The sequence below is a fragment of the Streptomyces sp. NPDC049687 genome (assembly GCF_044465285.1).
Taxonomy (GTDB): domain Bacteria; phylum Actinomycetota; class Actinomycetes; order Streptomycetales; family Streptomycetaceae; genus Streptomyces.
In genome coordinates, this window is record NZ_JBITLN010000014.1 from 108,694 (window position 1) to 120,246 (window position 11,553).

Here is an 11,553-nt window from a genome sequence, read left to right on the forward strand (position 1 = left end):
GACCGAAGGCCGAACTCACCGCCCTCCCTGGGGCGTACGTGCTCCCACGTATGTACACCAGCCGCGGTACGGACCCGTCACGCGGCGCGCTCAGTGGTTGCGCGGGAAGCCCAGGTCCACGCCCGCCGGGGCGTCGGCCGGGTCGGGCCAGCGGGTGGTGACGACCTTGCCCCGGGTGTAGAAGTGGGTGCCGTCGTTGCCGTAGATGTGGTGGTCGCCGAAGAGCGAGTCCTTCCAGCCGCCGAAGCTGTGGTAGCCGACGGGGACCGGGATCGGGACGTTCACGCCGACCATGCCGGCCTCGATCTCCATCTGGAAGCGGCGGGCCGCGCCGCCGTCCCGGGTGAAGATCGCGGTGCCGTTGCCGAAGGGCGAGCTGTTGATCAGCGCCACGCCCTCGTCGTAGGTGTCGACGCGCAGGACGCACAGGACCGGGCCGAAGATCTCGTCCTGGTAGGCCTTCGCGGACGTCGGCACCTTGTCGAGCAGCGAGATGCCGATCCAGTGGCCGTCCTCGAAGCCCTCGACGGTGTGGCCGGTGCCGTCGAGCACGACCTCCGCGCCCTCGGCCGCCGCGCCCGTGACGTACGACGCCACCTTGTCGCGGTGGACCTTCGTGATCAGCGGGCCCATCTCGCTCGTCGGGTCGTTGCCGGGGCCGATCTTGATCTTCTCGGCGCGCTCGCGGATCTTGTCGACCAGCTCGTCGCCGATCGCGCCCACCGCGACGACCGCCGAGATGGCCATGCAGCGCTCGCCCGCCGAACCGTAGGCGGCGGAGACGGCCGCGTCGGCCGCCGCGTCCAGGTCCGCGTCCGGGAGGACGAGCATGTGGTTCTTCGCGCCGCCCAGGGCCTGGACGCGCTTGTGGTTCGCCGAGGCGGTGGTGTGGATGTAGCGGGCGATCGGGGTGGAGCCGACGAAGGACACCGCCTTGACGTCCGGGTGCTCCAGGAGGCGGTCCACCGCCACCTTGTCGCCGTGGACGACGTTGAACACGCCGTCGGGCAGGCCCGCCTCGGCCAGCAGTTCGGCGATCTTCATGGACGCCGACGGGTCCTTCTCGGACGGCTTCAGCACGAACGTGTTGCCGCACGCGATGGCCATCGGGAACATCCACATCGGGACCATCGCCGGGAAGTTGAACGGCGTGATGCCGGCGACGACACCGAGGGGCTGGCGGATGGACGAGACGTCCACACGGCTCGCCACCTGCGTCGACAGCTCGCCCTTCAGCTGGACGTTGATGCCGCAGGCCAGGTCCACGATCTCCAGGCCGCGGGCCACCTCGCCGAGTGCGTCGCTGTGCACCTTGCCGTGCTCGGCGGTGATCAGTTCGGCGATGGCGTCACGGTTGGCGTCCAGCAGCGCGCGGAAGCGGAAGAGGATCTCCGTGCGCTTGGCGAGCGAGGACTGGCCCCAGGTGACGTAGGCGTCCTTGGCGGCCGCGACCGCCGCGTCGACCTCGTCCACCGTCGCGAACGCGACCTTCGTGGTGACCGCGCCGGTCGCCGGGTCGGTGACCGGCCCGTACGTACCCGACGCGCCTTCGACGGTCTTGCCGCCGATCCAGTGGTTGACGATCTTCGTCATGACCGAGTGCTCCTTCACAGATGGCGGCGTCGGGTTGAGACGTGCCGTTCGTACAGCTCACGTGCCTTCACCGCGGACGGTCGGGTCGCGGTCTCGGCCACAGGTACATCCCACCAGGCCTGCGCCGGCGGCGGGCCCGACACAGTGTCGGCCGTTTCGGTCTCGACGTAGACACAAGTGGGAGTGTCGGCGGCGCGTGCCTCGGCGAGGGCCTCGCGCAGCTCGCGGACGGTCTTCGCGCGCAGCACGCGCATGCCCAGGCTCGCCACGTTGGCGGCCAGGTCGACGGGGAGCGGCGCGCCCGTGAACGTGCCGTCCTCCGCGGTGAAGCGGTACGCGGTGCCGAACCGCTCACCGCCCACGGACTCCGAGAGCCCGCCGATCGAGGCGTAGCCGTGGTTCTGCACGAGCAGGATCTTGATCGCGATCCCCTCCTGCACGGCCGTCACGATCTCCGTCGGCATCATCAGATACGTGCCGTCGCCGACCAGCGCCCAGACGTTCCGCTCGGGGGCGGCCAGTTTCACTCCGATGGCCGCCGGGATCTCGTAGCCCATGCAGGAGTAGCCGTACTCCAGGTGGTACTGGTCCTTCGAGCGCGCACGCCACAGTTTGTGCAGGTCGCCGGGGAGCGAACCGGCCGCGTTGATGATCACGTCCGACTCGTCGACGAGGGCGTCGAGGGCGCCGAGCACCTGCGGCTGCGTGGGACGTACGTCGGGCTCGTCGGCCTCGTAGCAGGCGTCGACGCGCTGCTCCCAGCGCTCCTTGTCCTCGCTGTACTCGGCGACGTACGCGTCCGCGACCCGGTGGCCGTGCATCCGCAGGGCCTCGGTCAGCTCCTGGAGGCCGCTGCGGGCGTCCGCGATCAGCGGGCGGCCGGCGAGCTTGTGGCCGTCGAAGGAGGCGATGTTGAGGTTGAGGAAGCGGACGCCCTCGCCCTGGAACAGGGTGTTGGAGGCCGTGGTGAAGTCGGTGTAGCGGGTGCCGACGCCGATGATCAGGTCGGCCGTGCGGGCCAGTTCGTCGGCGGTCGCGGTGCCGGTGTGGCCCACTCCGCCGACGTCCTGCGGGTGGTCGTGGCGCAGCGAGCCCTTGCCGGCCTGGGTGGAGGCGACCGGGATGCCGGTGGCCTCGGCGAACTCGGCGAGGGCCTCCTCGGCGCGGCTGTGGTGGACACCGCCGCCCGCGACGAGGAGCGGCCGCCTGGCCGACCGGACCGCGTGGACGGCTTCCGCCAGTTCGGCCGGGTCGGCTCCCGGACGTCGTACGACCCAGGTGCGCTCGGCGAAGAACTCCTCGGGCCAGTCGTAGGCCTCGGCCTGGACGTCCTGGGGCATGGCGAGCGTGACCGCGCCGGTCTCCACCGGGTCGGTGAGGACGCGCATGGCCTGCAGGGCCGCCGGGATCAGGGCCTCGGGCCGGGTGACGCGGTCGAAGTACTTCGACACCGGGCGCAGGCAGTCGTTGACCGACACGTCGCCCGCGTACGGGACCTCGAGCTGCTGGAGGACCGGGTCGGCGGCGCGGGTGGCGAAGATGTCGCCGGGGAGGAGGAGGACGGGGAGGTGGTTGACGGTGGCGAGGGCGGCGCCGGTCACGAGATTCGTCGCGCCGGGCCCGATGGACGTCGTCACCGCGTGCGTGGAGAGGCGGTTGGACTGCCGCGCGTAGCCCACGGCCGCGTGGACCATGGACTGCTCGTTGCGGCCCTGGTGGAACGGCATGTCGTCGCCGTACTCGATCAGCGCCTGGCCGAGGCCGGCGACGTTGCCGTGGCCGAAGATGCCCCAGGTCGCGCCGATCAGCCGCTGCCGTACGCCGTCGCGCTCGGTGTACTGGGCGGCGAGGAAGCGCACCAGCGCCTGGGCCACTGTGAGCCTGGTGGTCATCGGTAACCCTCCGTGTGGTCCGGGTGGAAGCAGATCCGCCACTCCCGTGTCTCGCCGGGGCCGGCCATGACGTTCAGGTAGTACATGGCGTGGCCGGGCTGGGCGATCGACGGGCCGTGCCAGCCGTCGGGGACGAGCACGGCGTCGCCGGAGCGGACCTCGGCGAGGACGTCGGAGCCGCCCTCACGCGAAGGGGATACGCGCTGATAGCCGAACCCGTTCGGTCCGTCGATCTCGAAGTAGTAGATCTCCTCGAGCTCGGCCTCCTCGCCCGGCCGGTGCTCGTCGTGCTTGTGCGGCGGATACGAGGACCAGTTGCCGCCGGGGGTGATCACCTCGACGGCGATCAGCCTGTCGCAGTCGAAGGCGTCGGCGGAGGCGAAGTTGCGCACCAGACGGGCGCAGGTTCCGCTGCCGCGCTCTTCGACGGGGACCTCCGGCGCGGGGCCGTAGCGGGCGGGGAGTTGTCGCTCGCACTTCGCTCCTGCCAGGGCGAAGCGGCCTCCCGCGCCGGAGGCGATCGTGGCCCGGGCGTCTCGGGGAACGTACGCGAAGTCGGTTGCCGACGCGAAAACGCTTTCCCTGCCCAGGAGTTGGAACTCTTCATCGGCTGTTTGCACGGTACATCCGCCTTCCAGCGGAAGCACGATCCACTCACTCTCACCAGTGGTGAGGGTGTGGCTGCCGCCCGGCTCCAGCTCGACGATCCGCAGGCCGCTGTAGGTCCAGCCGGCCCGCTTGGGGTCGATGTCCAGGGCGTGGTTCCCGTCCGCGGTGGTGCCGCGCGGGATGTACAGGTCGTTGCTCATGCGGCCCTCACAGCAGTCCTACGGCGGTGTCCACGGCGGCGGATACGTCCCCGTCCGCCGGATACAGCAGCGAACGGCCGACCACCAAGCCCCGGACGGTGGGGAGTTGCAGCGCCCCGCGCCACTTCTCGTACGCGCCGTCCTGGTCGTCTCCGACCTCGCCGCCCAGCAGGACGGCGGGGAGCGTGGATGTCGCCATGACCTCGGCCATGTCGTCGGGGTTGTCGGTGACCGGGACCTTCAGCCAGGTGTAGGCGGAGGTGCCGCCCAGGCCGGAGGCGATGGCGATCGACTTGGTGACGGCCTCGGCGGACAGGTCGTTCCTCAGCTTGCCCTCGGGGCTGCGGCGGCTGATGAACGGCTCGACGAAGAGCGGGAGTCCGCGGGCCGCCATGTCGTCGATGGCGCGGGCCGTGGTCTCCAGGGTGGTGAGGGAGCCCGGGTCGTCGTAGTCGATCCGCAGGAGCAGCTTGCCCGCGTCGAAGTTCAGGCGCTCGATGTCCTCGGCGCGGTGGCCGGTGAAGCGGTCGTCGAGCTCGAAGACGGCGCCCTGGAGGCCGCCCCGGTTCATCGAGCCCATGACGACCTTGCCGTCGAGGGCGCCGAGAAGGAGCAGGTCGTCGAGGATGTCGGCGGTCGCGAGGACACCGTCCACACCGGGGCGGGACAGCGCCAGGCAGAGGCGTTCCAGCAGGTCGGCGCGGTTGGCCATGGCCAGCGGGTCGCCGCCGACGCCGAGCGCGCCGCGGGCGGGGTGGTCGGCGGCGACGATCATCAGACGGCCGTTGTCGCCCAGCAGCGGTCTGCGGGGGCGGCGCGCGGCGGCTTCGGCGATCGCCTGGGGGCGCTCGGTCCGCAGGCGGACGAGCTCGGAGATGTCGACGCTCGGGGGCCCGCTCTCGCGCGCTCCCGCGGTCATGCCCGGGCAGCCCGTGCCGTCCGTCTCGCCGGCGGCCCCGCGCTCGCGGCCCGCCATCACAGCACCGCTCCGGCTTCGACGGCGGCCTCGATCTCGTCGCCGGTCGGCATCGCGGAGGAGCACTCCAGGCGCGAGGCGACGATGGCACCGGCGGCGTTGGCGTGGCGCATGATCTTCTCCAGGTCCCAGCCCGCGAGCAGGCCGTGGCAGAGGGAGCCGCCGAAGGCGTCGCCGGCGCCGAGGCCGTTGAGGACGTTCACCGGCAGCGGCGGGACCTCGGCGGACTCTCCCTCGCGGTTGACGGCCAGGACCCCCTTGGGGCCCTGCTTGACGACGGCGAGTTCGACCCCGGCGTCCAGCAGCGCCTGTGCGGCGGCCCGCGGTTCGCGCACCCCGGTGGCGACCTCCACCTCGTCGAGGTTGCCGACGGCGACGGTGGTGTGCTTGAGGGCCTCGGTGTAGAACGGGCGGGCCGCGTCCGGGTCGGTCCAGAACATGGGGCGCCAGTCGAGGTCGAAGACGGTGGTGCCGGCCTTGCCCCGGTGGGCGAGGGCGGCGAGGGTGGCCGTGCGGCTGGGCTCCTCGCTCAGGCCGGTGCCGGTGACCCAGAAGATGCGGGTCTCCCGGATGGCCTCGAGGTCCAGCTCGTGGGCGTCGATCTCCAGGTCGGGCGCCTTGGGCCGGCGGTAGAAGTACAGCGGGAAGTCGTCCGGCGGGAAGACCTCGCAGAAGGTGACCGGGGTGGGCAGGCCCGCGACCGGGGTGACCCAGCGGTCGTCGACGCCGAAGCCGCGCAGGGCCTCGTGGAGGTAGGTGCCGAAGGGGTCGTCACCGGTTCGGGTGATCACGGCGGTGGACCGGCCGAGGCGGGCCGCCGCGACCGCGACGTTCGACGCCGAGCCGCCGAGGAACTTCCCGAAGGACGTGACCTGCGGGAGCGGCACACCCGTCTGCAGCGGATAGAGGTCCACCCCGATCCGCCCCATGGTGATCAGGTCGTACGCCATCGAGTTCCCTTCGTCTCGGCTCGGCCCCGTTCGGCGTGCCCGCGTTCGGCTCGCCCGCCGGTCGGCTGCCCGCCAGTCGGCTTCCCCGTATCGGCTCTCACGGCTTTGTAGTCCCGTCCGCGGCACCCTGTCAATAGTTTGTCCAGACATTCGGACCAGGCCTTGACAGCCCTCCGGAGAGACCTCACGCTGGCGCCCATGACGTCGTTGTCACCTCAGTCCTCACTTTCCCGCATCCGGGTCGGTTCGGCCCCCGACAGCTGGGGCGTCTGGTTCCCGGACGACCCCGTCCAGGTCCCCTGGCAGCGCTTCCTCGACGAGGTCGCCCAGTCCGGCTACGAGTGGATCGAGCTGGGCCCCTACGGCTATCTGCCGACCGACCCGGCCGTCCTGACCGAGGAGACGGCGAAACGTGGCCTGAAGGTGTCGGCCGGCACGGTCTTCACCGGGCTGCACCACGGCGAGGCCGTCTGGGAGAAGACCTGGGCGCATGTCGCGGACAACGCGGTGCTCGCCCAGGCGATGGGCGCCTCCCATCTGGTGGTCATTCCGTCCTTCTGGCGGGACGACAAGACCGGTGAGGTGCTGGAGCCGGACACCCTCACGCCCGAGCAGTGGCAAAACCTCACCTCGCTGACCGAGCGGCTCGGCAAGGAGGTGCGCGAGCGGTACGGACTGCGGATCGTCGTCCATCCGCACGCCGACACCCACATCGACAGCGAGGAGAACGTCGTCCGGTTCCTGGACGGCACGGACTCCTCGCTGGTGTCGCTGTGCCTGGACACCGGGCACTACGCGTACTGCGGCGGAGACAGCGTCAAGCTGATCGAGACGTACGGCTCGCGCATCGGGTACCTGCACCTCAAGCAGGTGGATCCGGAGATCCTCGCCGATGTGAGGGCCAAGGGGACGCCGTTCGGGCCGGCCGTGGCCCAGGGTGTGATGTGCGAGCCCCCCGCGGGGGTGCCTGCGCTTGGACCCGTCCTGGAGGCTGCCCAGAAGTTGGACGTGGATCTGTTCGCGATCGTCGAGCAGGACATGTATCCCTGTGAGCCGGACGCTCCGCTGCCGATCGCCCAGCGGACGCGGGCGTTTCTGCGGTCGTGCGGGGCGTAGTCGTCGCCCACTGAGGTGCCGGGTTCCGCGAATGCGGGTCGTGCCGGGCGTGTCGCGCAGTTCCCCGCACGCCCAGGGGGACCGTGACTTCCGCCCCCGTCGGCTCCAGGGCACCATGGTTGCCCATGACTGCTCGCGCGGTGCGCATCCGGTCCGGGCAAGGGGCCGGGGGCTCCTGGGAGTTGGCCTCCTCGGCTCCTCATCCCCGGCTGCGGCCCGGCGTGATGGGCTACCGCGGGATACGGCTCGCCATGACCCGGCCCCGGCGGCGGCTGGAGACCCCCATCGGGGCCACCACCCTGCTGCTGGGCTTCGACCAGCCCGTCCGCATCTCACGGGCAGGCCGGCCCCCGGACACACTCGTGTCCGTGTACTGCGGGCCCACCACCACGCCGGCCGTCGGCGAGCACGGTGGGCGGATCTCGGGGATGGAGGTGCTGCTCGCGCCCTGGGCCGCGTTCACCCTGTTCGGCACCCCGCAGCACGAGCTCGTCAACCGCACCCTCGACCCCGACGACCTGCCGCACCCCCTGGCCACCCCGCTCAGTGAACTCGCCGCCGCACTGGCCGCGCTGCCCGGGTGGGAGGAGCGGTTCGGGCTGCTCGACGAGGTGGTCGGCCGGTGGTGGGAGGCCGGTACGCCGTGCGCGGAGCGGGTGGCGAGGGCCTGGTCGCTGCTGGTGCGGACGGGCGGTGCGATCCCCGTGCCCCGGCTGGCCGAGGAGGTGGGGTGGAGCGTACGGCATCTGGAGAACCGTTTCCGGGAGCAGATCGGGCTCGGCCCGAAGGCGGCGGCCCGGGTCCTGCGAATGCAACGCGCCCGTCGACTGCTGGCCGCGGGGCAGAGCGCGGCGGAGACGGCGGCACTCTGCGGCTTCTACGACCAGGCGCACCTCAGCGGTGAGTTCAAGGCGATGACGGGCTGCACACCGAGGGAGTTCACGCAGGCCAGGCGGCTGCCGGCGGCGGTGTCCCCGGCGGCGGACCGGCTGGGCGGGGAGGCGACGAGCCTGGTCCTGCCGCACCGGCCGGCCGATTGGTCCGGACCGGGTGCGCATTTTTCCAAGACCCGGCGGGCCGGCTGAATACAGGCTGGGGGTCCGGCCAGTTGATCCGGTTCTTCCGGGGGGATGGCGGGGAAGCGGGGTCGGGCCGGGCTCGTCGCAGCGGGGCCGGCCCGCCTCGTGCCGCGCATACGCGTGGGCGGCGCATACTCTTGCGTCACGCCTGTCACAAACACCCCCTGCCCGTCACACATGTCGCGAGTACGCGGACCTTGCGTCACATGCCGTCAACAGCCGCTGGCGCACGGTCACGCACCGTCGTTGGCGGGGCACAGGCTTGATGATCGCCAAGCAGCGCCGGGCTCCCCGGGGCGGCCTCCCGGCCGCCGCCCCCGCGCGCGGGGAGGGTACGACTCATGACCGACCGAAGGCTCTGGTCCTACAAGGAGATCGCGGCGCACATCAGGGTGCAGCCGGACACCGTCCGGTCCTACCGCAAGCACGGACTGCTTCCGCCGCCCGACCAGATCGACGGCGGCAAGTCCTACTGGTACGCCGGCACCGTGCACGCCTGGGCCGCCTCCCGGCCGGGCAACCGGGGCCGCAGATCCGAGTGACCTCCGCCCCGGAGGAACCCGCACACCGAGCCCTCCCCGGCTCACCGTCCCGCCCGCCCTCAGCTCCAGGGCTCGATCACCGTCACCCCCGCCCCCGGCGCCGCCCCCATGGCCGCCAGCGCGTCCGGTACGGCGTCCAGTGTGATCGTCGAGGTCACCAGCAGGTCGGGACGCAGTACCCCCGCCCGGACCGCCTCCAGCATCCCCGGGTAGGTGTGCGCGGCCATGCCGTGACTGCCGAGGATCTCCAGTTCCAGGGCGATGGCGCGGGCCAGCGGGACGGGGGTCGTGCCGTCGGGCGAGGGGAGGAGGCCCACCTGGATGTGCCGGCCCCGGCGGCGCAGGCCGTTGACCGAGGCCGCGCAGGTGGCGGGGGAACCGAGGGCGTCCAGGGAGAGGTGGGCGCCGCCGCCGGTGAGGTCGCGGACCGCCTCGGCCGTGTCCGGTACGCCCGTCGCGTCCACGCACTCCGTCGCGCCGAACTTGCGCGCCAGGTCCAGCGCTCGGGGCGACACGTCCACCGCCACCACCCGCGCCCCGCTCGCCGCCGCGATCATCACCGCGGACAGGCCGACCCCTCCGCAGCCGTGCACCGCCACCCACTCCCCCGCCGCGACCCGGCCCTGCTGCACCACCGCCCGGAACGCGGTGGCGAACCGGCAGCCCAGGGAGGCCGCGGTGGCGTAGGACAGGTCGTCGGGGAGCGCGACCAGGTTCACATCGGCGTGGTCCAGGGCCACGTACTGGGCGAAGGAGCCCCAGTGCGTGAAGCCGGGCTGGGTCTGGCGCTCGCACACCTGGTGGTCGCCGGCCGCGCACGCCCCGCAGGTTCCGCACGCGCACACGAAGGGGACGGTGACCCGGTCGCCGGGACGCCAGCGGGTGACCCGCGCGCCGACCTCCTCGACGGTTCCGGCGAGTTCATGGCCGGGGACGTGCGGCAGGGTGATGTCGGGGTCGTGGCCGATCCAGCCGTGCCAGTCGCTTCGGCAGAGGCCGGTGGCTTCCACACGCACGACCACTCCGTGAGCGGCGGGGCGAGGGTCGGCCACCTCCCGCACCTCGGCGGGCGCCCCGTACCGCTCGAACACCACAGCCCGCATCCGCCACTCCCACGGTTCGCTCCGCCTTCCGGTTCCGGGCAGCCCCCGAGACCACGGTGAACGCTAACCGTTCCTCCGCAGTGAGCGGGACTGAAGCGCCGCCTCCTCCGGACGACCGTCCCGGACTGCGACATGGGGCGTCTCTACATAAAGTGCCGGTAAATCTGCTCCGGGCGCCTCGCCCTTGCCGAGCAGCCCTTGACGACGAGGGGATTTGCCGTGACACACTCCCCGCCGCCCGGCGCGCCCCGGGCCCGTATCCCCGGACCGCAGCAGCCCCCGCCGGCCTCCCCGAGGATCCGGGCCGGGCTGTGGAAGCACTGCCTGCTCGGCGGCCTGGCGCTGTGGGCGCTCACGGCGCTGGTCACGTACGTCACGCGCGACACCACCCTGCTGCCGACCCTGATCCTGCTCGGCAGCTTCCTCGTCCCGGTCTCCTTCGTGCTGTGGGCGTACGAGCGGCACGCCCGCGACCTCGGCGTGAGCGCGATCCTGGGCTGCCTCCTGACCGGCGGCACGCTCGGCGCGCTCGGCGCGTCGGTGATGGAGGACTATCTGCTGCGCCCCTCCCTGTGGATGTTCCTCGGGGTCGGGCTCGTCGAGGAGGCGGTGAAGCTCGGCGCGCTGATGTTCGTGCTGCGGCGGCAGACCCGGCTGCGGGGCCTGCGGGCCGGAGTGGTGCTGGGCGCGACGGTCGGTTTCGGCTTCGCGTCCCTGGAGAGCGCCGGATACGCCTTCGACGCGGCCGTCTCGGCGGAGGGCGTCGATCTCAGGGCGCTGCTGGAGACCGAGATCCTGCGTGGGGTGCTCGCACCCTTCGGGCAGGGGCTGTGGACGGCGGTCGCGGGCGGTGTGCTGCTCGCGTACCGCCGCCCGAACGGGCGTTTCCAGTTCGCCGCGCCCGTCGTGGGCACCTGGGCCGGCGTCGTGCTGCTGCACGCTCTGTGGGACTCCACCCACGGGATCGCGATCTGGCTCGTGGCCCGGCTGACCACCACCGGCCTGGACAGGCAGTTGTTCGCCGAGGGGTACATCGCTCGGCCCACCGAGCAGCAGCAGCACCTCTTCACGTTGTTCTCGGTCGGCGGACTGCTCCTCGTCTCGCTGCTCGGGGTCTCCTGGGTGCGCTCGCTGGCACGTCAGGACCCTTCTTGGAGAAATACCCCCTAGGGGTATAGGGTTGGGGCTGCCGGGAGACCCCTCGGGTCCCCGTCGGCCCCACCTGCCTCCACGAGGAGAACGACATGACCGCTCAGATCGACACCACGGGCTCCGTCACCACCGTCTACAAGGTGAGCGGCATGAGCTGCGGCCACTGCGAGGGTGCCGTCTCCGGCGAGATCTCCGAGCTGCCCGGTGTCACCTCGGTCAAGGCCGTCGCCTCCACCGGTGAGGTCACGGTCGTCTCCACCGCGGCCCTCGACGAGGAGGCCGTCCGCGCCGCCGTCGACGAGGCCGGCTTCGAACTGACCGGCCGGGCCTGACCCCTCCCT

General features: G+C 71.9%; 11 protein-coding genes. 5 read left to right on the forward strand and 6 right to left on the reverse strand.

The window, feature by feature from the left end:
* Positions 1-90: 90 nt before the first annotated feature.
* Genes mmsA through iolC form a run of 5 tightly spaced genes read right to left on the reverse strand, consistent with a single transcriptional unit; the run spans position 91 to position 6,220 of the window.
* On the reverse strand, positions 91-1,593 hold the full coding sequence (gene mmsA, locus ACIBVL_RS34395) for a CoA-acylating methylmalonate-semialdehyde dehydrogenase (RefSeq protein ID WP_399103544.1): 1,503 nt from the start codon (positions 1,591-1,593) through the stop codon (positions 91-93).
* 14 nt (positions 1,594-1,607) lie between these two features.
* Positions 1,608-3,485, reverse strand: coding sequence for a 3D-(3,5/4)-trihydroxycyclohexane-1,2-dione acylhydrolase (decyclizing) (gene iolD / locus ACIBVL_RS34400; protein ID WP_399103545.1), 1,878 nt, complete (start codon positions 3,483-3,485; stop codon positions 1,608-1,610).
* Positions 3,482-4,294: a 5-deoxy-glucuronate isomerase gene (gene iolB, locus ACIBVL_RS34405; RefSeq protein ID WP_399103547.1), complete on the reverse strand. Its 813-nt coding sequence runs from the start codon at positions 4,292-4,294 to the stop codon at positions 3,482-3,484. Before iolB ends, iolD begins: the two co-directional genes overlap by 4 nt.
* Positions 4,295-4,301: 7 nt before the next feature.
* Positions 4,302-5,213, reverse strand: coding sequence for a deoxyribose-phosphate aldolase (locus tag ACIBVL_RS34410; protein ID WP_399103719.1), 912 nt, complete (start codon positions 5,211-5,213; stop codon positions 4,302-4,304).
* Positions 5,214-5,269: 56 nt separating this feature from the next.
* Positions 5,270-6,220, reverse strand: a complete 951-nt coding sequence (iolC, locus tag ACIBVL_RS34415; protein WP_399103550.1) for a 5-dehydro-2-deoxygluconokinase — start codon at positions 6,218-6,220, stop codon at positions 5,270-5,272.
* 198 nt (positions 6,221-6,418) lie between these two features.
* Between iolC and ACIBVL_RS34420 the strand changes: the two genes are divergently transcribed.
* From ACIBVL_RS34420 to ACIBVL_RS34430, 3 genes are all read left to right on the forward strand, one after another.
* Positions 6,419-7,336 (forward strand): sugar phosphate isomerase/epimerase family protein, encoded by a 918-nt coding sequence (locus ACIBVL_RS34420; protein WP_399103552.1) that lies wholly within the window; start codon positions 6,419-6,421, stop codon positions 7,334-7,336.
* Positions 7,337-7,461: 125 nt separating this feature from the next.
* Positions 7,462-8,421, forward strand: a complete 960-nt coding sequence (locus tag ACIBVL_RS34425) for a helix-turn-helix domain-containing protein (RefSeq protein ID WP_399103554.1) — start codon at positions 7,462-7,464, stop codon at positions 8,419-8,421.
* Positions 8,422-8,756: 335 nt separating this feature from the next.
* Positions 8,757-8,957 (forward strand): helix-turn-helix transcriptional regulator, encoded by a 201-nt coding sequence (locus ACIBVL_RS34430; protein ID WP_399103556.1) that lies wholly within the window; start codon positions 8,757-8,759, stop codon positions 8,955-8,957.
* A gap of 59 nt (positions 8,958-9,016) precedes the next feature.
* On the opposite strand, the gene ACIBVL_RS34435 is transcribed toward ACIBVL_RS34430, so the two are convergent.
* Complete coding sequence (locus tag ACIBVL_RS34435) at positions 9,017-10,060, reverse strand: zinc-dependent alcohol dehydrogenase family protein (RefSeq protein WP_399103558.1); 1,044 nt, start codon at positions 10,058-10,060, stop codon at positions 9,017-9,019.
* Positions 10,061-10,279: 219 nt separating this feature from the next.
* On the opposite strand from ACIBVL_RS34435, the gene ACIBVL_RS34440 reads away from it, so the two are divergent.
* Positions 10,280-11,230 carry a PrsW family intramembrane metalloprotease gene (locus tag ACIBVL_RS34440; protein ID WP_399103560.1) on the forward strand — a complete coding sequence of 317 codons (951 nt, stop codon included), beginning with the start codon at positions 10,280-10,282 and terminating at the stop codon, positions 11,228-11,230.
* Positions 11,231-11,304: 74 nt separating this feature from the next.
* A complete protein-coding gene (locus ACIBVL_RS34445; RefSeq protein WP_399103562.1) occupies positions 11,305-11,544 on the forward strand; it encodes a heavy-metal-associated domain-containing protein in 240 nt (79 codons plus the stop codon).
* The last annotated feature ends 9 nt before the right edge of the window (positions 11,545-11,553 follow it).